This window comes from Sphingosinicella sp. YJ22, from assembly GCF_011320075.1.
Lineage (GTDB): Bacteria > Pseudomonadota > Alphaproteobacteria > Sphingomonadales > Sphingomonadaceae > Allosphingosinicella.
This window is the reverse complement of the sequence record NZ_JAANPA010000004.1, coordinates 1-16,916: the sequence shown is the minus strand read 5'-3', so window position 1 is coordinate 16,916 and position 16,916 is coordinate 1. Positions and strand designations below refer to the sequence as shown.

The window sequence follows — 16,916 nt, the reverse complement described above, 5'->3', positions numbered from 1 at the left end:
GTCGCTGAGATGCAGCGCTCCGCCTCCACCAAGACCGGTGGCACCAACAATGTCGGCCGTATCGCGCAGGTGATCGGCGCCGTCGTCGACGTCGCGTTCGAAGGCGAGCTGCCGGCGATCCTGTCGGCGCTCGAGACCGACAATAACGGCTCGCGCCTCGTCCTCGAGGTCGCCCAGCACCTCGGCGAAAGCACCGTCCGCACCATCGCGATGGACTCGACCGAAGGCCTCACCCGCGGCCAGACCGTGACCGACACCGGCTCGCAGATCCGCGTTCCCGTCGGCCCGAAGACGCTCGGCCGAATCATGAATGTCGTCGGCGAGCCGATCGACGAGCGCGGGCCGATCGGCGCGACCGAGACCGCCCCGATCCACGCCGAGGCCCCGAAGTTCGTCGACCAGTCGACCGAGACCTCGATCCTCGTCACCGGCATCAAGGTCATCGACCTCCTCGCCCCCTACGCCAAGGGCGGCAAGATCGGCCTGTTCGGCGGCGCCGGCGTCGGCAAGACCGTGCTCATCCAGGAGCTGATCAACAACATCGCCAAGGGCCACGGCGGGACCTCGGTGTTCGCCGGAGTCGGCGAGCGCACCCGCGAGGGCAACGACCTCTATCACGAATTCCTCGACGCGGGCGTCATCGCCAAGGACGCGGACGGCAACGCCGTGTCCGAGGGTTCGAAGGTGGCGCTGGTGTTCGGCCAGATGAACGAGCCGCCGGGAGCCCGCGCCCGAGTCGCCCTCTCCGGCCTCACCCAGGCGGAATATTTCCGCGACGTCGAGGGCCAGGACGTGCTGTTCTTCGTCGACAACATCTTCCGCTTCACCCAGGCGGGCTCGGAAGTGTCGGCGCTGCTCGGCCGCATTCCGTCGGCGGTGGGCTACCAGCCGACGCTGTCGACCGACATGGGCCAGCTTCAGGAGCGCATCACCTCGACCAACAAGGGCTCGATCACCTCGGTGCAGGCGATCTACGTGCCCGCGGACGATCTTACCGACCCGGCTCCGGCGACCTCCTTCGCCCACTTGGACGCCACCACCGTGCTGTCGCGCGCCATCTCCGAACTCGGCATCTACCCGGCGGTGGATCCGCTCGACTCGACCAGCCGCGTGCTCGAGCCGCGCACCGTCGGCCAGGAGCATTACGAGACCGCCCGCGCCGTCCAGTCGATCCTGCAGCGCTACAAGTCGCTCCAGGACATCATCGCGATCCTCGGCATGGACGAGCTTTCGGAAGAGGATAAGCTCACCGTCAGCCGCGCCCGCAAGATCCAGCGCTTCCTGTCGCAGCCGTTCCACGTCGCCGAAGTGTTCACCGGCATCCCCGGCAAGTTCGTGCAGATCGAGGACACCGTCCGCTCGTTCAAGGCGGTGGTGAACGGCGAGTACGACCACCTCCCCGAGGCGGCCTTCTACATGGTCGGCGGCATCGAAGAGGCGGTCGCCAAGGCCGAGAAGCTGGCGCAGGAATCCTGATGGCTCTTCACTTCGAACTGGTCACCCCGGAGCGCCTCGTGCGCTCCGACGAGGTGCACATGGTCGTGGTTCCGGGCACCGAAGGCGACTTCGGTGTCCTGGAGGGCCATGCGCCCTTCATGTCGACCATGCGCAACGGCGACCTGCTCATCCACCGCACCGCCGGCGCCGAGCCGGACCGGATCGCGATCGAGGGCGGCTTTGCCGAAGTGAACGAGCGCGGGCTCACGGTCCTCGCCGAGCGGGCCGACATTCCCGCCTAAATCCGGTCAGGGCTGGCGCCTGAAGGTCCAGCTCATCGGCCTGCTGCCGTCAGCGAGCGATACCGTCGCGAACAGCGTGTCGCCGTCGCGCCGGTAAACGATCCGCTGCGGGTAGTCGTGCGCCCGATTCTCGAAGGCGACGATGTTGTGGCGGGACTCCACCATCGCGAAACGCACGGGAGGCGCGCCCGACGGCGAGCCGTAAAAGGCCGGTCCCTGTTCGTCGGCGGCAACCCGCATGAACTCGAAGCCGCTGGTGCGACCTCCGCTGACCGTCCGGTTGACGCCGAGCAATGTGTGGCCCTCGGCGCCACTCCACAGCTCTTCGGTCCAGCCCTGCTCCTGCGCGTCGGTGCGCCAGTGGCCGCTCAGCCAGCCGAGTTGCGAAATGTCCGGATTGAACGACTGCAGCGCCAATGCGGCCGCGGCGGCAAGAACTGCGATCATGGTTCAGCCTCCCCTCGCCTGCTTATAGCATGATCAGGCTTCGCTGTCGGTGGTCCTGTCGGGGCGCTGGCGCGCCCACAGCCACAGGCCGCCGGCGATGATCAGCAGTGCCCCCGCCGCCTTGGGCAGGGTCGGGACGTCGCCGAACAGGAGCAGGCCGGCGCCGGTCGCGACGAGCAGCTGGACATAGGTCATCGGCGCGATCGTCGCCGCCGAGGCGAGCTCGGTCGCGCGGAAGATGCACCAGTGGCCGAGCGTCGCCGTCACCGCCACCACGGCGCAGCGCAGCACCACGCTCCACTCCGGCGTCGTGATCGCCAGGCCCGGCTCGCCGCTGAGATGGCCGGCGACCGCGAGCACGAGCAGCACCGGCACGGCCATCACCGCGACCAGCATCTGCATGATCATCGCCGGTGCGAGGCCGGCGGCGCGGCGGTTGAGGATGATGAGGCAGGACATCGCCACCGCGGCGAGCAGCGGGAAGAAGGCTTCGGCGCCGAGCGCCAGCACGTTGGGCCGAAGGATCAGAAGCACGCCTGCCGAGGCAAGCAGGATCGACACCAGCACCGCCGGCGCGGGCCGCTCGCGCAGGAAGATGAAGGACAGGATCACCGTCCACACCGGGCTGGTGAAGACGATCGCGGTCGCATCGGCGAGCGGCATCACCATCACGCCCATGAAGAAGCCGAAGGTCGCCACCGCCACCGCCGCGCCCCGTCCCGCCTGAAGCCAGGGCTTGGGCAGGCGAAAGACGGCGCGGCCGTAGGCGAGCCGGACATAGACGGCAAGGCCGATCGCGCCGATCGAATAGCGCAGCAGGGCGATGCCGCTCCCCGACCATTGCCCGGCCATCGTCTTGACGACCGCGTCGCCGACCGAGAGCAGGAAGAATCCGGCGAGCGCGACGAGCAACGCCTTGCGCGGCGCGGACGGGTGGGCGGCGGGAGCGTTCACGCTGGCTCCCGTGGGCAGCGGTTAGCCAATTGTCAAAGTTTCCGCCCTATTCACCCTCTCAGCCGGGGAAATCCAATGACTTGGGCGAGGTAGGCCAGGATATGAGTGCTTTTGGACGTCGCAGCGGGGCCAGCGGGCCGGGCGGTGGCCGCCCATCCTTCGGTGTCGCCAAGCCGATGAAGGGCCCGGCGCCGATCACTCCGGACAGCGCCGGCGGCTCCCAATTCCCCCCGATCGAGAGCCTGCCGACTGCAGAGGACGAGTCGCCCCAGGTCATCGACCGCGGCGACGCGATGGCCCGCCTCGACGACCGCCAGGCGCAGAGCGGCGAGCAGGGCAATTCGCGCGGTGAAGGCTTCGAGGCCTCGATCCACCGCATCAAGGAACAGGTGCTTCCGCGCCTGCTCGAGCGAGTCGACCCGGAAGCGGCGGCGACCCTCAGCAAGGACGAGCTCGCCGAGGAATTCCGGCCGATCATCGGCGAGGTGCTCGCCGAGCTGAAGATCAACCTCAACCGGCGCGAACAGTTCGCGCTGGAGAAGGTGCTCGTCGACGAGCTGCTCGGCCTCGGGCCGCTCGAGGAACTGCTCAACGACCCCGAAGTCTCGGACATCATGGTCAACGGTCCGAGCCAGACCTATATCGAGCGCAAGGGCAAGCTCCAGCTCGCGCAGATCCAGTTCCGCGACGAGGACCATCTCCTCCAGATCGCCCAGCGCATCGTCAACAAGGTCGGCCGCCGGGTCGACCAGACCACGCCGCTTGCCGACGCCCGTCTCCAGGACGGAAGCCGCGTCAACGTCATCATCCCGCCGCTGTCGCTTCGCGGCACCGCCATCTCGATCCGTAAATTCTCCGAGAAGCCGATCACCCTCGACATGATGAAGGGTTGGGGGTCGATGTCGGACAAGATGGCGACCCTGCTCAAGATCGCGGGCGCCTCGCGAATGAACGTGATCGTCTCCGGCGGTACCGGCTCGGGCAAGACGACGATGCTCAACGCCCTGTCGAAGCTGATCGACCCGGGCGAGCGCGTCATCACCATCGAGGACGCGGCCGAGCTTCGGCTTCAGCAGCCGCACTGGCTGCCGCTCGAAACCCGCCCGCCCAACCTCGAAGGCCAGGGCGCGATCAGCATCCGAGACCTCGTCATCAACGCGCTGCGTATGCGCCCCGACCGCATCATCCTCGGCGAGATCCGCGGCCCGGAATGCTTCGACATGCTCGCGGCGATGAACACGGGCCACGACGGATCGATGTGCACGCTCCACTCCAACAGCCCGCGCGAGGCGCTGGCGCGTATGGAGAACATGGTGATGATGTCGGACATCAAGGTGCCGAAGGAAGCGATCTCGCGTCAGATCGCCGACTCGGTCGACCTCATCGTCCAGGTGAAGCGACTGCGCGACGGTTCGCGCCGCACCACCAACATCACCGAGGTGATCGGCATGGAGGGCGACGTCATCGTCACCCAGGAGCTGTTCAAGTTCGAATATCTGGACGAGACTCCGGACGGCAAGATCATCGGCGAATACCGCTCGATGGGCTTGCGCCCGTACACGCTCGAAAAGGCCAAGATGTTCGGCTTCGACCAGCCTTACCTCGAGGCCTGCCTCTAGGCCCCTTCCCGCCCGGGGGTGTCAGTCCCCCAGCTTGAAGCCCAGAATCGCGAGCGCCAGCACGGCGAACATCGCGGCGACCTGGATGCCGCGCCACGGCACCCAGCCCACGTCGTCGAGGCTGGCTCGCCGGTTGCGCCTGCGGTCCGCCAGCCCCGCCACCACCGCCAGCACGAGAGCGACGCCCGCCGCTCCCCAAGACCATTGTTGCGCCGTCATTCCCGATCCTTCATCACGCGGGACAACATCTGGTGCGTCCCCGCCCGGGGCGCAATCCGATCCGGGGAGGAATGATGATGCGCTTGAAACTCACCTTTGCCATCGCCCTGCTGGCCGGCGGCGGCGCGGCCTTCGCGGCGCAGCATCATGGCAGCCACCAGGCGCATGCTGATGTCGGCGCGCACCAGCCCTGGCACGGGGCGCTGCACGGCGCCGTCGCCGCGCCGACCCGCAACCCGGCCAACGTCGCGCGCGACCGCTACCGCAACCCGTTCGACACGCTCGCCTTCTTCGGCGTCCAGCCCAACCAGACCGTGGTCGAGATCTGGCCGGGCGGCGGCTGGTACACCGAGATCCTGGCGCCCTACGTTCACCAGGGCGGCGGCACCTATTACGCCGCGGCGCTCGGCGAGCCGCGTGCGGTCAATCGCATGATGAGCGAGAATGCGGCGCTCTACGGCAATATCCGCCTCGCCGACTTCCCCGCCTTCGCGGCCGACGACACGCGCGTCCCGGACGGCACCGCCGACGTCGTGCTCACCTTCCGCAACGTCCATAACTGGCGGATGGGCTATCAGCGCGACCGCCAGGACTACAGCGTCGAGGCGTTCCGCCAAATGTTCGCCATGCTGAAGCCGGGCGGCACGCTCGGCATCGTCGACCACCGCCTGCCGGAGAGCGCCGACGCTGAGCGCGAGCGGTCGAGCGGCTACATCAAGACCTCGACCGTGCGCCGCCTCGCCGAGGAGGCCGGCTTCGAGTTCGTCCGTTCCAGCGAGATGAACGCCAATCCGCGCGACACGGCCGACTGGCCGAACGGGGTGTGGACGCTGCCGCCGTCGCTCCGCCTCGGCGAGCAGGACCGCGACCGCTACCTCGCCATCGGCGAGAGCGACCGCATGACCCTGATGTTCCGACGGCCGCGTTAAGCCGTCTCAGCCGCCCAGCTTGTCGAGCTTCTTCTGCATCTCGGCGAGCTGGGCGCGAAGCTCGGCGAGCTCGCTCTTGGGAGCCTCCGGCGCGGGCGTTTCCTTGGCCGCCGGGCGCATTCCGGACGCGGCCGCGGTGAACATCTCCATGTTGCGCCGAGTCATCTCGGCGAGCGGGTTGGCGGCCAGCGCCCCGCTCATCGCGTCGCGGAACTGGCTCTGGTTGCGCTGCAGTGTGTCCAGCGACGCCTCGAGATATTGCGGCACGAACGACTGCATCTGGTCGCCGTACATGCCGATCAGCTGCCTCAGGAAATTGACCGGCAGCAGGGTCGTCCCGCGCGCTTCCTCATCCATGATGATCTGGGTGAGGACGCTGTGGGTGATGTCCTCGCCGCTCTTCGCGTCGATGACTTTGAAGTCGCGCTTCTGACGGACCATTTGCGCGAGTCGGTCGAGCGTGATGTATGAGGAGCTCTCGGTGTCGTAGAGACGCCGGTTCGCATATTTCTTGATGACGACGACATTCTCGTCATTGGACTGGGGCGTCGCCATGCCGGGATCCTTCAACAGCGCAGGCCGCGCCCTACCACCTTCCTTTGCCGCGCTGCAACACAGGCCGCGGCCCCTCCCCCTGTTCCTCGATCTTGTGCGCAGCAAGACCGCAGCAGAGCCGGCGCGACTGGCGCGCGTGCTGGCCGGGCTCCGCAAGTATCAGGAGGCGCCGAGGCCGGCGCCGACGCCGGGCGCGCCGGTGCTCGCCGAGCGACGCGGCGCGGCCCTGCGCGACTATGGCGGCGACGGCCCCGACCTCCTGTTCGTGCCGTCGCTGATCAATCCGCCGACCGTGCTCGATCTCGGCGACCGTTCGCTGCTGCGCTGGCTCGCGGGCCAGGGACGACGTGTGCTGCTGCTCGACTGGGGCTGGCCCGACGAGGCACGGCACGGTCTGTCCGTCGCCGGCCATATCGAGGAAATACTGCTCCCGCTGATGACGACGCTGGGCGAACCGCCCGACCTCGCCGGCTATTGCCTCGGCGGCACCATGGCCGCGGCGGGCGCGCAGCTCGGCGGCGCGCGCAGCCTCGTCACCATCGCCGCGCCGTGGCGCTTCCATGGCTTCCCGCAAGCCGAACGCGAACGGCTCGCCGGGCTGTGGAACGGCAGCAAGGCGGTCGCCGAGCGGCTCGGCGTGCTGCCGATGGAAGCGTTGCAGGTCGCGTTCTGGAGCCTCGATCCCGACCGAACGGTGCGCAAGTTCGAGGAGTTCGCGGGATTGGAGGGTGAGGCCGCCGCAAGCTTCGTCGCGCTCGAGGATTGGGCCAATGACGGTCCGCCCATGGGCCACGCCGCCGCGCGCGAGATGTTCGAGGACCTGTTCGGAGCCGACCTCCCCGGCTCGGGCCGCTGGCGGATCGGCGGAGAGACCACCGACCCCGCCTCGCTCCCCTGCCCGTTGCTCAACATCGTCTCGACCAGCGACCGCATCGTTCCCCACGCCTCGGCCATAACCGCCGGCGAGCGGATCGACCTCGCCCGCGGCCATGTCGGGATGATCGTCGGGTCGAAGGCCAAGGAAGAGCTGTGGCGGCCCCTCGCCTCATGGCTTTCGCGGGTCAGCCCGAATTGATAGAGCGCGGCCAATCTCAGGAGACATGACCATGACCGACGTTGTCATCACCGCCGCCAAGCGCACGCCGGTTGGCGCGTTCCTCGGCGCCTTTGCGTCCACGCCCGCGCACGAACTCGGCCGCACCGCGATCGAGGCCGCGCTGGCCCAGGCCGGAGTCTCGCCCGATGACGTGTCGGAAGTGATCATGGGCCAGGTGCTGACCGCCGCCCAGGGCCAGAATCCGGCGCGCCAGGCGTCGATGGCCGCGGGCGTGCCGAAGGAAGTCCCGGCCTGGGGCGTCAACCAGGTGTGCGGATCGGGCCTGCGCGCCGTCGCGCTCGCCAGCCAGGCCATCCAGACTGGCGACGCCACGGTCGTCGTCGCCGGCGGCCAGGAGAGCATGAGCCTTTCGGCCCACGCCCAGCATATTCGCGGCGGCACCAAGATGGGCGACCTGTCGATGGTCGACACGATGATCAAGGACGGCCTGACCGACGTGTTCAACGGCTATCACATGGGCATCACCGCCGAGAATCTGGCCGAGCAGTATCAGATCACCCGCAGCGACCAGGACAGCTTCGCGGTCGCCAGCCAAAACAAGGCCGAGAAGGCGCGGGCCTCGGGCCGTTTCAAGGACGAGATCGCCCCGGTGACGATCAAGGGCCGCAAGGGCGACACCGTCGTCGAGGACGACGAATATATCCGCGCCGGCGCCACCGTCGACGGCGTCTCCGGTCTGCGTCCCGCCTTCAAGAAGGAGGGCACCGTGACCGCGGCCAATGCGAGCGGCCTCAATGACGGCGCCGCCGCTCTCGTCCTGATGAGCCGGGAGGAGGCCGAGCGCCGCGGCGCGCCGATCCTCGCGCGGGTGGCGAGCTGGGCCTCGGCCGGCGTCGACCCGTCGATCATGGGCATCGGCCCGGTTCCCGCAAGCAAGCGCGCGCTGGAGAAGGCCGGCTGGAGCATCGCCGACCTCGACCTCATCGAGGCCAATGAGGCGTTCGCGGCGCAGGCGCTGGCGGTCGGCAGGGAGCTCGGCTGGGACTCCGACAAGGTCAACGTCAACGGCGGCGCCATCGCCATCGGACACCCGATCGGCGCGTCGGGCGCGCGAGTGCTGACCACCCTGATCTACGAGATGCAGAAGCGCGACGCCAAGAAGGGCCTCGCGACCTTGTGCATCGGCGGCGGCATGGGCATCGCCCTGTGCGTGGAGCGCGACTGATGGCCACGAACCCACCCACCATCGCCGCCGCCATGCGCCGCGGCCGCCGAAGCGTGGTCGAGCATCTGACCAGCGTCCGAGCGACCAATGCCGACAGCGCCGTGACGTACCAGCCGCAGGATCATTCGCTGCGCAAGGGTCTCAGTTACCTCATGGCCCAGGGTGTGGTGCAGCTGACCGAGGACGGCCGCTACTGGCTCGATCAGGGTGCGGCCGAGGAGTGGCGGCGCAACTCCCGCGCTCAGGCGGCGCTCATCGCCGGCGGCGCCGTCGCGGCGCTGGGCGTTGCCCTGTGGCTCCGCCGCTCGCGCAAGAACCGCGACTAGCGGCTCGCGCTTAGCTCCACACGCGCGCGTAGCGGCTGCCGAGCGTCGTCAGCAGCTCATATTGGCTGAGCCCGGATTGCTCCGCGGCGCGCGGCAGCTCGAAGTCGATCTCGATCCAGTCGCCCTCGGCGATGTCGGGCGCGGCGTCGACTCGGATCGCTGTGAGGTCCATCGACACTCGCCCCACCACCGGCAGGGTCCGGCCGTCATGGACCGCGGCGCCGGTGCCGGAAAATCCGCGCAAATAGCCGTCGGCATAGCCGATGTTGAGGATGGCGAGCTCGCACGGCTCCGGCGCGGTGAAGGTCGCGTTGTAGCCGACCGCATCGCCGGCCTCGACCCGCTTGTGCTGGATCACGCGCGCTTCGACATGGACGACCTGGCGGATGTGACCCGCCGCTTCGGCGCGCGGGATGCCACCGTACAGGGCCAGGCCGGGACGCGTGAGATCATAGGAATTGTCGGGACCCAGGCAGATGCCGGCGCTGTTCGACAGGCTGCGCCGTTTCGCCGGAACCGTCGCCGACACCTCCTCGAACCGCCGCCGCTGCTCATCATTCATCGCCACGTCTTCGTCGGCGCAGGCGAAATGGCTGTGCAGGGTTTCGATGTGGAGCCCGTCGAGCGCCCCGGCGGCGATCTCCGCCGGCAGCAGCCCGAGGCGGTTGATGCCGGTGTCGACCATCACGTCGCACGGCCGCCCGATCTCCCGCCAGCGCCGCGCCTGTGCCGCCGTGTTGATCACGGGGCGCGCCGACGACGCCAGGGCCGCGGGCAGATCCTCCTCGAAGAAGCCGTGCAGGACGCTCAGCGACGCGTCACCGATCACGTCTGCGACACGTTCGGCCTCGGCCCAGGTCGCCACGAAGAAATCGCGGCAGCCGGCGGCCGCAAGCCGCGTCACCACCTCGCGCGCGCCGAGGCCATAGCCGTCCGCCTTGGCGGCCGCGCCGCATGCCGCCCCGCCGCCCCGCTGCTTCAGCCACAGCCAGTTGGAAACGAGGGCGGCGCCGTCGAGACGCAGGCGGAGCGGTGGGGCCACGGACATGCTCGCGCCGTAGCCCGCCGCCGCCCCTCAATTCAATGTTCGGCTTTTCCGGTGGGCCCAGCCGTCTCCGGAAGCCAGAAATAGCTGACCACCAGCGCCATCAGCACCACGCCCCAGGTGTACCACAGGCCGGAATAGGGATCGCCGGTGCGGGCGATGATGTAGCTCGCGATGAACGGCAGGAAGCCGCCGAAATAGCCGGTGCCGAAATGGTAGGGGATCGACATCGAGCTGTAGCGAATGCGCGGCGGAAACATCTCCGAAAGCAAGGCCGCCACCGGCCCGTAGGTCGCGCCGGACAGCGCGGTCATGGCGAGGATCGCGAGCGCGATTAGCGCGATGCCGCCGGGCGATGGCACGACTGGGTCGAAATCATAGCCCGCGCTCTCGAGCAGCGGCCGGACCTCGGCGGTGTCGCGGAGAATGTGGGGCGCGGAGCCGACCGTCACCGCCAGCGCCTGCGGGCCCGAGGTCGCCATCGCCAGCGCCGGCTCGGGCGGGTTGGCGAAGCTGTAGCGGACGCCGAGCCGCGCAAGCTCGCCGATCACCCGGCCGCAAAATTCGCGCTGGGTCTGGGCAAAGGGATCGAAGTCGCAGCTGTCGCGCTGGATCGTGACCGGCGCCCGCCCGGCCGCGGCGGCGAGGTTGGGGTTGGCGGCGCTGCCCATCAGCCAGAAAATCGGGAACAACAGCACCAGGGTCAGGGCATAGCCGATCAGGATCGGCTTGCGGCGTCCGATCCGGTCGGACAGCCTGCCGAACAGGATGAACCAGACGAGCCCGGACAGCGCCGCCAGTCCGACGATGATCTCGGCGGTCGCCCCGTCGACCCGCATCGGCCCCTTGAGGAACGAAAGCGTCGAGAACATCGCCGTGTACCAGATGACCGTGAGACCGGCGGCGATGCCGAACAGGGCGACGAACAGCCGCTTGAGGTTGCCGGGGTAGCGGAAGCTCTCGACGAACGGATTGCCCTTGGTCTCGCCGGCTTCCTTGATTGCCTTGAACACCGGGCTCTCGGACAGCTTCAGGCGCATCCACAGGGAGATGGCGAGGAGGATGAGCGAGATGAGGAACGGCACCCGCCAGCCCCACTCATTCCACGCCGCGTCGGACATTCCTGCCTGGCACAGCAGCACGATGGCGAGGCTCAGCACGAAGCCGCCGGCGACCGAGGCCTGGATGAAGCTGGTATAATAGCCGGCGCGGCCGGGCGGCGAATGCTCGGCGACGTAGATGGCGGCTCCGCCATATTCGCCGCCCAGGGCGAGGCCCTGAAGAATGCGCAGGAAGATGAGCAGCAACGGCGCGGCGATGCCGATCGACGCCGCGGAGGGAATGAGGCCGACGCCGGCGGTCGCCACGCCCATCAAGGTGATGGTGATGAGGAAGGTGTATTTGCGCCCGAGCTTGTCGCCGAGATAGCCGAACAGGATCGCGCCCAACGGCCGGAAGCCGAAGCCGACCGCGAAGCCGGCCCAGGCGAGCAGGGTCTGCAGTGTCTCGTTGCCGCCGGGAAAGAAGACGCGGCCGATGATGCCGAACGTCGCCAATGTCCCGTAGATGAAGAAGTCGTACCATTCGAACACGGTGCCGGCGGACGACGCGCCGATGACGAGGCGGATCTTGCGCGGCTCGATCACCCCCGGCTCGCCTGCTCCCGGCACCGCCTCTTCATCCGCCCTCGACGCCATGCACTGCTCCCCCTGTTTGGGGCGGAACCTAGAAGCTGGCGCAGGCGCTGGAAAGCGTTGCCGTACGCGCAACGCCCATTTGCACGGACAAGGCGTTCCGCGACTGTCGGAGAGACCCTAGATCAGGCTCATCATGACCACACAGCCCGCCCTGTTCATCTCCCACGGCGCTCCCGACCTGGCGCTGCGTGACGAGCCCGCGACCCGCTTCCTGAGCGAGCTTGGCGGCACGCTGACGCGTCCCGACGCCATCGTCATCGCCTCCGCGCATGACGAGGCAGAGGGCGTCGTCGTGCGTGCCCCTGCCCGCTTCAGCACCTGGCACGATTTCGGCAATTTCGACCGTCGCCTGTTCGAGATGCGCTACGAGCCGGAAGGCGCCAGCGTCCTCGCGGACCAAGCGTTCCGACTGCTGAGCGAAGCAGGCCTGCAACCCTCGCGAAGCGAGGCGGCGCAGCTCGACCACGGCGCCTGGGTGCCGCTGTCGCTGCTCTTCCCCGACGCCGACATCCCGCTCGTCACGGTGTCGATCGACCCACGCCGCGGCCCCGAATGGCACGAGGCGGTCGGGCGGGCACTGGCGCCGCTGCGGGAACGCAATGTTCTCGTGATCGGCTCGGGGAGCATCTCGCACAATCTGCGAGAGGTGTTCTCCGGAGGCCGCGAGGACCGGGACTGGGTGGACGGCTTCACCACCTGGCTCGCCGAGCGCACCGAGGCCGGCGACCGCGACGCCTTGCTCGCGGTGATGCGCGAGGGGCCCGAGGCGTTGCGCAACCATCCCACCGACGAGCACCTCCTCCCCTTCTTCGTCGCGCTCGGCGCCGGCGGCGGTGCGGGCCGGCGCCTGCACCACAGCTACACCTACGCCGTGCTTGCGATGGACGCTTATGCCTTTGGCGAGAAGGTCACGGCCGACGTCTAGACGTTGAGGTGCTCGAGCACGACCGGGAGCAATGTCTCGGCTGCCTGCTCGGCTTCGCCCGGACCAGTGCCGAACACACCGTCGAGCGCCAGGCGGGCAAAGCCGTGGACGATTGACCAGCAGGCGATCGACGGCGCCGCCGAGATGTCGTCATGCGCCGTCACGTCCTCGCCGCGCACCAGGCGGTCGAGGATCGTGAAGGCGCGGCTCGACGCCTCGCGATAGTCGGAATTGTCCCGATCGGTCAGCGCATAGCGCCACATCAGGTCGAACTTGGCCGGCTCGGCGAGTGCGAAGCGGACATAGGCGCGGCCTTGCGACCGGATCCGCTCGGTCCGGTCCTGGCCGACATCCCCGGCCTCCAAAGCATCCCCGAATTTCCGGAACGCCTCGGTGGCGAGCGCCGTCAGCAGGCCCTTCGTATCGCCGAAATGATGGGCGGGCGCCGCGGGCGAGACCCCGGCCCGCCGCGCCGTCTCGCGCAGCGAGAAGCCGTCGACTCCACGGTCGGCGAGCACCGACTCCGCCGCTTTCAGCAAAGCGGGCCGGAGCGCCCCGTGATGATAGCCGCGTTCATCGGTCTTGACACTGTTTAGATCATCGGTCATTGGGCATCTTTACGCCGTCAAGATTGGAGTTTCAAGCGATGCTCGATCCTTCCACCACGTTCGACCTCGCCGGACCCGTTGTTCTGGGCAGCTGGGCAGGCCTGATCTTCGCGCTGTTCGTCAAGCCGGCGCGCCCGGTTGCCCTGACGTTCACTCAGTTTGTGGTGCCGGGCCTCCTCGCAATCGCCTACGTCCTGCTGATCTGGGTCGGAATGGGCGCCGAAGGCGGCGGCTTCGGCTCGATCGGCGAGATCCGCGCACTGTTCGCCGACGACAGTGCGCTCGTCGCAGGCTGGTTTCACTATCTCGCCTTCGACCTGTTCGTCGGCAGCTGGATCGTCCGGGACCACACGGACAGCGGGGTACCAGCCCTGCTCGTCATTCCCTGCCTCCCCCTCGCCTTCCTGTTCGGGCCCTCCGGCCTGCTTCTCTACCTCGCCCTGCGCCTGGCCTTCCGCGGCCGCGCTCCCGCCCTTTCCCCGGAGACCCAGTCATGACCAGCCTTGCCCTTTCCGCGCGGTCGAGCTTCGGCATCCTCTCCGAACTGATCCGCCGCCACCGCACACTCGCCGGCTATGGCCTCGCGCTGCTGGTGCTGACGCCGCCCGTACTGATGATGATCGCGGCCGATCCGCGCCTGCTGCCGACCGGCATCAGCCCCTGGCTCAAGCCCGGCAAGTTCCTGGTGTCGATCGGCCTGTTCGCGCTCACCGCCGCCTGGTTCTTCGGCTATGTCCGCCCGGAGCGGCGCGACACGCGGCTGCTGCGCTGGACGGTCGGAGCGCTGATCCTGTCGGCCTCGTTCGAACTGTTCTGGATCACCTGGCAGGCTGCGCACGGCGTCGACTCGCATTTCAACAACAGCACGCCGCTGAATTCGGTGATGTTCAGCCTGATGGGCCTGTTCGCGCTCATCCTGACCGCGACGACCCTGCCACTCGCCTGGGAGATCGCCCGCCGGCCTGCCGAGGGGCTTCCCGGCGACTATGTCGCGGCCGTGGTAGCCGGCCTCGTGCTGACCTGGCTGCTCGGAACCGGCGCCGGCCTGGTGATTGCCTTTGGCGGCGGCCCCACGGTCGGCGCGGAGGGGCTCGGCCTGCCGGTTCTGGGCTGGAACCGGCTCGGCGGCGACGTTCGCGTCGCCCACTTCCTCGGAATTCATGCCGAGCAGCTGATCCCTGCAGCCGCGGCGCTGATCGGCGGCTTCACCTTGACCGTCCGCCGCCGGATGATTGTCGCGGGCGTGATCGCCTATGTCGCCGTGACGCTGGCGGTGCTTGACCAGGCGCTCGCCGGGCGCCCGCTGATCCCGGCCTAATCGAAGCCGGCGGCCGCCGCCTGTTCCCAATTGCGGCCGTCGAAGCTCTTCACCGTCACCGTGAGCGCGCCCGCATCGTCGAGCGCGTTCAGGTTCACGCTCCACGCACCGGGATGCGAGCGCGGCTGGTAGAAACTCTTGATGCCGCAGATGCGGCAGAACAGATGCTCCGCCGCGCCGGTGCCGAAGCGGTAGCTGGTCAGGCTCTCCACCCCGCTGACCAGCCGGAAATAGGGGTGCGGCACGATCAGGTGCCTGAAGCCGGTCATGCTGCACACCGAGCAATTGCAGTCGAGCACCTCGACCGCTTCCGGCACCTCGGCTTCGAACCGTACCGCGCGGCAATGACACCCACCCTCGATCTTCATGAGCCGCCCATTGCGCGCTTGCGGCGGGGGATCAAGTGCGGCCAGACCGGAGCGATGGATGTGCCGCTCGAGCATTGCTTCCCGCCGGTGGTGCGGCCCGACACACGGCTGCTCGTCCTCGGAAGTCTGCCTGGAGCGATGTCGCTCGCCGCGGGGCGCTATTACGCCAATCCGCGCAACCAGTTCTGGCGCCTGATGGAGTCGGTGATCGATCGCCCGCTCGCAGACGCAGACTACGACCAGCGGCTCGCTTTGCTTCTCGATGCCGGCGTCGGCCTGTGGGACACGGTCGCTGCGGCGCAGCGGCCCGGCAGCCTGGATGCGGACATCCGCCTCCATGCGGCAAGCGACCTGCAGGCACTCGTCGCGACGGTGCCGCGCCTACGCGCGATGGCGTTCAACGGCGGCACGTCAGCGAGGGTCGGCCGCCGCCAGATCGGCGACACCAAGCTCGCCTTGGTCGACCTGCCATCGAGCAGCCCCGCCTACACGCTTCCGTTCGATGAGAAGCGGGCGCGTTGGCTCGCGCTGCGCCGCTATCTTTGATGGCGTCCTGCGGGTTCCCGTCGGTGGACTCGGGCCCGCGGAAAAGGTAATAAATATGAGTAAGTTCAGGGGACCCCTCAGATGCCGCAATATCGCTTCGTGCTCACCGGCGCCGGTGAAGGCGATTCCCGCGCCGAGGAATATGGCATCTTCAACGATCAGGGCGCGCTGCAATTCGCCCGCCGCTACGCGCACAGCGCCCCGGTGGAGATCTGGGATGAGCAGCGGCTGGTCGGCCGCGTCGAGCCCGCTCAGCCTGCCTTGGCCGAATAGCTCCGCAGGAACGCCACCGCTTCCCGCGCCAGCTCCGGCTGCCCGATGACGAGGTCGGGCACCCGCACATCCCTTTGATTGTAGGCTATCGGCGATCCGTCCGCGCGCGAGGCGTGGAGCCCCGCCGCGAGCGCGACCGCGACGGGCGCGCAATTGTCCCATTCGTGCTGGCCGCCGGCGTGGAAATAGAGCTCGGCCTCGCCCGCGACCACCGCCGCCGCCTTGGCTCCCGCCGAACCCATCGGTCGCAGCTCGGCGCCGAGATGCGCCGCCAGCGGACCGGCTTGTTCGGGCTGTCGCGTGCGGCTCACCAGGATCACCGGCTTGGCGCGCGGTCTCCCCGTGGCCATGGCTTCTCCGGTCAAGAGCAGGCGTCCCAACGCCGGAACCGCGACCGCGCCCACTTGCGGCTTGCCGTCGATCGTCAGCGCGACATGGACCGCCCAGTCGTCGCGGCCGCTCATATATTCCCGGGTCCCGTCGAGCGGGTCGATGATCCACACGCGACGGTGATGGAGCCGATCAGGCCGGTCGATGCACTCCTCGGACAGGACGCCGTCCTCGGGCCTGGCTTTCCCGAGCGCGTCGAGGATCAGCGCATTGGCCTCGCGGTCCCCCGCAATGCCAAGTTCCGCCCCCTGCAACCCACCGTCGCGTAGCACGAGCAGCAACCGGCCGGCGTCCTCGGCGAGCTGCGCCGCCAATTGATGATCGTCCATCGGCCCGATAAAGCGCCGCACGCCGCGCCGGTAAACAGAAGATTACGCAGGCGATACGGTTTAACGCGGCGTTAACCATCCACGTTTACCACCGCCGTTAATGTTTTGGGGGAGCATTCAAATGAGCATTCTACTGGCCATGCTGCTGTCGCAGTCGAAAATCCTGCCGGAGATCGACCGCCGCGCACTCGACATCCAGGCCCGTGCGGAGGCCGCGCAGCCGCGCCGCACGGCCCAGCCGGCCCGGCGCCCGGCCGTCGCAACGACGACGCAGCGCTCGCCGGTGCGGCGCGCCTCGGGCGGCAACGGGCTCGACCTGTCGACGATCACCACCATCTGCCGCGCTG

General features: G+C 68.4%; 22 protein-coding genes. 13 read left to right on the top strand and 9 right to left on the bottom strand.

Features of this window, described 5'->3' with window-relative positions; all coding sequences use genetic code 11:
* Window positions 1–9: 9 nt before the first annotated feature.
* Together atpD and G7B71_RS02630 are read left to right on the top strand one after the other, a co-directional pair.
* Entirely contained in the window at window positions 10–1,476 is a 1,467-nt protein-coding gene (gene atpD / locus G7B71_RS02635; RefSeq protein WP_166037738.1) for a F0F1 ATP synthase subunit beta, read from the top strand.
* Window positions 1,476–1,739: an ATP synthase F1 subunit epsilon gene (locus tag G7B71_RS02630; RefSeq protein WP_166037604.1), complete on the top strand. Its 264-nt coding sequence runs from the start codon at window positions 1,476–1,478 to the stop codon at window positions 1,737–1,739. The genes atpD and G7B71_RS02630 overlap by 1 nt, the downstream gene beginning before the upstream one ends.
* A gap of 6 nt (window positions 1,740–1,745) precedes the next feature.
* On the opposite strand, the gene G7B71_RS02625 is transcribed toward G7B71_RS02630, so the two are convergent.
* Together G7B71_RS02625 and G7B71_RS02620 are read right to left on the bottom strand one after the other, a co-directional pair.
* Window positions 1,746–2,186 (bottom strand): DUF6265 family protein, encoded by a 441-nt coding sequence (locus G7B71_RS02625; protein WP_166037602.1) that lies wholly within the window; start codon window positions 2,184–2,186, stop codon window positions 1,746–1,748.
* Between the two features lie 33 nt (window positions 2,187–2,219).
* Complete coding sequence (locus G7B71_RS02620) at window positions 2,220–3,140, bottom strand: DMT family transporter (RefSeq protein WP_166037600.1); 921 nt, start codon at window positions 3,138–3,140, stop codon at window positions 2,220–2,222.
* Between the two features lie 101 nt (window positions 3,141–3,241).
* On the opposite strand from G7B71_RS02620, the gene G7B71_RS02615 reads away from it, so the two are divergent.
* Window positions 3,242–4,759, top strand: a complete 1,518-nt coding sequence (locus G7B71_RS02615) for a CpaF family protein (RefSeq protein ID WP_166037598.1) — start codon at window positions 3,242–3,244, stop codon at window positions 4,757–4,759.
* 21 nt (window positions 4,760–4,780) lie between these two features.
* Here G7B71_RS02615 and G7B71_RS02610 read toward each other — a convergent pair whose 3' ends face one another.
* Window positions 4,781–4,978 carry a hypothetical protein gene (locus tag G7B71_RS02610; RefSeq protein WP_166037596.1) on the bottom strand — a complete coding sequence of 66 codons (198 nt, stop codon included), beginning with the start codon at window positions 4,976–4,978 and terminating at the stop codon, window positions 4,781–4,783.
* A gap of 77 nt (window positions 4,979–5,055) precedes the next feature.
* Between G7B71_RS02610 and G7B71_RS02605 the strand changes: the two genes are divergently transcribed.
* A complete protein-coding gene (locus G7B71_RS02605; RefSeq protein ID WP_166037736.1) occupies window positions 5,056–5,907 on the top strand; it encodes a class I SAM-dependent methyltransferase in 852 nt (283 codons plus the stop codon).
* Window positions 5,908–5,913: 6 nt separating this feature from the next.
* Here the strand turns inward: G7B71_RS02605 and phaR are convergent, their stop codons facing one another.
* Window positions 5,914–6,462: a polyhydroxyalkanoate synthesis repressor PhaR gene (gene phaR, locus G7B71_RS02600; RefSeq protein ID WP_166037595.1), complete on the bottom strand. Its 549-nt coding sequence runs from the start codon at window positions 6,460–6,462 to the stop codon at window positions 5,914–5,916.
* A gap of 94 nt (window positions 6,463–6,556) precedes the next feature.
* On the opposite strand from phaR, the gene G7B71_RS02595 reads away from it, so the two are divergent.
* From G7B71_RS02595 to G7B71_RS02585, 3 genes are read left to right on the top strand one after another with little or no spacing between them, the layout of a single operon-like run.
* Entirely contained in the window at window positions 6,557–7,537 is a 981-nt protein-coding gene (locus tag G7B71_RS02595) for an alpha/beta hydrolase (protein ID WP_243406065.1), read from the top strand.
* A 31-nt stretch (window positions 7,538–7,568) separates the two neighbouring features.
* Window positions 7,569–8,744, top strand: a complete 1,176-nt coding sequence (locus tag G7B71_RS02590; protein ID WP_166037591.1) for an acetyl-CoA C-acetyltransferase — start codon at window positions 7,569–7,571, stop codon at window positions 8,742–8,744.
* A complete protein-coding gene (locus G7B71_RS02585; RefSeq protein ID WP_166037589.1) occupies window positions 8,744–9,070 on the top strand; it encodes a hypothetical protein in 327 nt (108 codons plus the stop codon). Before G7B71_RS02590 ends, G7B71_RS02585 begins: the two co-directional genes overlap by 1 nt.
* A 10-nt stretch (window positions 9,071–9,080) precedes the next feature.
* Here the strand turns inward: G7B71_RS02585 and alr are convergent, their stop codons facing one another.
* Both alr and G7B71_RS02575 read right to left on the bottom strand, forming a co-directional pair.
* Window positions 9,081–10,118: an alanine racemase gene (alr, locus tag G7B71_RS02580; RefSeq protein ID WP_166037587.1), complete on the bottom strand. Its 1,038-nt coding sequence runs from the start codon at window positions 10,116–10,118 to the stop codon at window positions 9,081–9,083.
* Between the two features lie 32 nt (window positions 10,119–10,150).
* Entirely contained in the window at window positions 10,151–11,812 is a 1,662-nt protein-coding gene (locus G7B71_RS02575) for an MFS transporter (protein WP_166037585.1), read from the bottom strand.
* A gap of 133 nt (window positions 11,813–11,945) precedes the next feature.
* On the opposite strand from G7B71_RS02575, the gene G7B71_RS02570 reads away from it, so the two are divergent.
* A complete protein-coding gene (locus G7B71_RS02570; RefSeq protein ID WP_166037582.1) occupies window positions 11,946–12,737 on the top strand; it encodes a class III extradiol ring-cleavage dioxygenase in 792 nt (263 codons plus the stop codon).
* Here G7B71_RS02570 and G7B71_RS02565 read toward each other — a convergent pair.
* Window positions 12,734–13,345: a TetR/AcrR family transcriptional regulator gene (locus tag G7B71_RS02565; RefSeq protein WP_166037581.1), complete on the bottom strand. Its 612-nt coding sequence runs from the start codon at window positions 13,343–13,345 to the stop codon at window positions 12,734–12,736. The genes G7B71_RS02570 and G7B71_RS02565 overlap by 4 nt on opposite strands.
* Before the next feature lie 38 nt (window positions 13,346–13,383).
* On the opposite strand from G7B71_RS02565, the gene G7B71_RS02560 reads away from it, so the two are divergent.
* Both G7B71_RS02560 and G7B71_RS02555 read left to right on the top strand, forming a co-directional pair.
* The gene (locus G7B71_RS02560; RefSeq protein WP_166037579.1) at window positions 13,384–13,842 is read left to right on the top strand and encodes an ABA4-like family protein; all 459 of its coding nucleotides are present in this window, start codon (window positions 13,384–13,386) and stop codon (window positions 13,840–13,842) included.
* Window positions 13,839–14,663, top strand: coding sequence for a hypothetical protein (locus G7B71_RS02555; RefSeq protein WP_166037577.1), 825 nt, complete (start codon window positions 13,839–13,841; stop codon window positions 14,661–14,663). Before G7B71_RS02560 ends, G7B71_RS02555 begins: the two co-directional genes overlap by 4 nt.
* Here the strand turns inward: G7B71_RS02555 and G7B71_RS02550 are convergent.
* Window positions 14,660–15,031 (bottom strand): GFA family protein, encoded by a 372-nt coding sequence (locus G7B71_RS02550; RefSeq protein ID WP_166037575.1) that lies wholly within the window; start codon window positions 15,029–15,031, stop codon window positions 14,660–14,662. The genes G7B71_RS02555 and G7B71_RS02550 overlap by 4 nt on opposite strands.
* Before the next feature lie 54 nt (window positions 15,032–15,085).
* On the opposite strand from G7B71_RS02550, the gene G7B71_RS02545 reads away from it, so the two are divergent.
* Window positions 15,086–15,577, top strand: coding sequence for a DNA-deoxyinosine glycosylase (locus tag G7B71_RS02545; protein ID WP_166037572.1), 492 nt, complete (start codon window positions 15,086–15,088; stop codon window positions 15,575–15,577).
* An 81-nt stretch (window positions 15,578–15,658) separates the two neighbouring features.
* The gene (locus G7B71_RS02540; RefSeq protein WP_166037570.1) at window positions 15,659–15,850 is read left to right on the top strand and encodes a hypothetical protein; all 192 of its coding nucleotides are present in this window, start codon (window positions 15,659–15,661) and stop codon (window positions 15,848–15,850) included.
* Here G7B71_RS02540 and G7B71_RS02535 read toward each other — a convergent pair.
* A complete protein-coding gene (locus G7B71_RS02535) occupies window positions 15,829–16,569 on the bottom strand; it encodes a 3'(2'),5'-bisphosphate nucleotidase CysQ (RefSeq protein WP_166037568.1) in 741 nt (246 codons plus the stop codon). The two genes, G7B71_RS02540 and G7B71_RS02535, sit on opposite strands and share 22 nt — an antisense overlap.
* A 121-nt stretch (window positions 16,570–16,690) precedes the next feature.
* On the opposite strand from G7B71_RS02535, the gene G7B71_RS02530 reads away from it, so the two are divergent.
* The coding region (locus tag G7B71_RS02530) for a hypothetical protein (protein WP_166037566.1) at window positions 16,691–16,916 on the top strand (226 nt) is incomplete at its 3' end.

Excerpts from the sequence above, each read along its gene's own strand:
- atpD (WP_166037738.1), top strand. The coding sequence starts at position 10 with ATGCAGCGCTCCGCCTCCACCAAGACCGGTGGCACCAACAATGTCGGC.
- G7B71_RS02630 (WP_166037604.1), top strand. The coding sequence starts at position 1,476 with ATGGCTCTTCACTTCGAACTGGTCACCCCGGAGCGCCTCGTGCGCTCC.
- G7B71_RS02625 (WP_166037602.1), bottom strand. The coding sequence starts at position 2,186 with ATGATCGCAGTTCTTGCCGCCGCGGCCGCATTGGCGCTGCAGTCGTTC.
- G7B71_RS02615 (WP_166037598.1), top strand. The coding sequence starts at position 3,242 with ATGAGTGCTTTTGGACGTCGCAGCGGGGCCAGCGGGCCGGGCGGTGGC.
- G7B71_RS02610 (WP_166037596.1), bottom strand. The coding sequence starts at position 4,978 with ATGACGGCGCAACAATGGTCTTGGGGAGCGGCGGGCGTCGCTCTCGTG.
- G7B71_RS02605 (WP_166037736.1), top strand. The coding sequence starts at position 5,056 with ATGCGCTTGAAACTCACCTTTGCCATCGCCCTGCTGGCCGGCGGCGGC.
- phaR (WP_166037595.1), bottom strand. The coding sequence starts at position 6,462 with ATGGCGACGCCCCAGTCCAATGACGAGAATGTCGTCGTCATCAAGAAA.
- G7B71_RS02590 (WP_166037591.1), top strand. The coding sequence starts at position 7,569 with ATGACCGACGTTGTCATCACCGCCGCCAAGCGCACGCCGGTTGGCGCG.
- G7B71_RS02585 (WP_166037589.1), top strand. The coding sequence starts at position 8,744 with ATGGCCACGAACCCACCCACCATCGCCGCCGCCATGCGCCGCGGCCGC.
- alr (WP_166037587.1), bottom strand. The coding sequence starts at position 10,118 with ATGTCCGTGGCCCCACCGCTCCGCCTGCGTCTCGACGGCGCCGCCCTC.
- G7B71_RS02575 (WP_166037585.1), bottom strand. The coding sequence starts at position 11,812 with ATGGCGTCGAGGGCGGATGAAGAGGCGGTGCCGGGAGCAGGCGAGCCG.
- G7B71_RS02570 (WP_166037582.1), top strand. The coding sequence starts at position 11,946 with ATGACCACACAGCCCGCCCTGTTCATCTCCCACGGCGCTCCCGACCTG.
- G7B71_RS02565 (WP_166037581.1), bottom strand. The coding sequence starts at position 13,345 with ATGACCGATGATCTAAACAGTGTCAAGACCGATGAACGCGGCTATCAT.
- G7B71_RS02560 (WP_166037579.1), top strand. The coding sequence starts at position 13,384 with ATGCTCGATCCTTCCACCACGTTCGACCTCGCCGGACCCGTTGTTCTG.
- G7B71_RS02555 (WP_166037577.1), top strand. The coding sequence starts at position 13,839 with ATGACCAGCCTTGCCCTTTCCGCGCGGTCGAGCTTCGGCATCCTCTCC.
- G7B71_RS02550 (WP_166037575.1), bottom strand. The coding sequence starts at position 15,031 with ATGAAGATCGAGGGTGGGTGTCATTGCCGCGCGGTACGGTTCGAAGCC.
- G7B71_RS02545 (WP_166037572.1), top strand. The coding sequence starts at position 15,086 with ATGGATGTGCCGCTCGAGCATTGCTTCCCGCCGGTGGTGCGGCCCGAC.
- G7B71_RS02540 (WP_166037570.1), top strand. The coding sequence starts at position 15,659 with ATGCCGCAATATCGCTTCGTGCTCACCGGCGCCGGTGAAGGCGATTCC.
- G7B71_RS02535 (WP_166037568.1), bottom strand. The coding sequence starts at position 16,569 with ATGGACGATCATCAATTGGCGGCGCAGCTCGCCGAGGACGCCGGCCGG.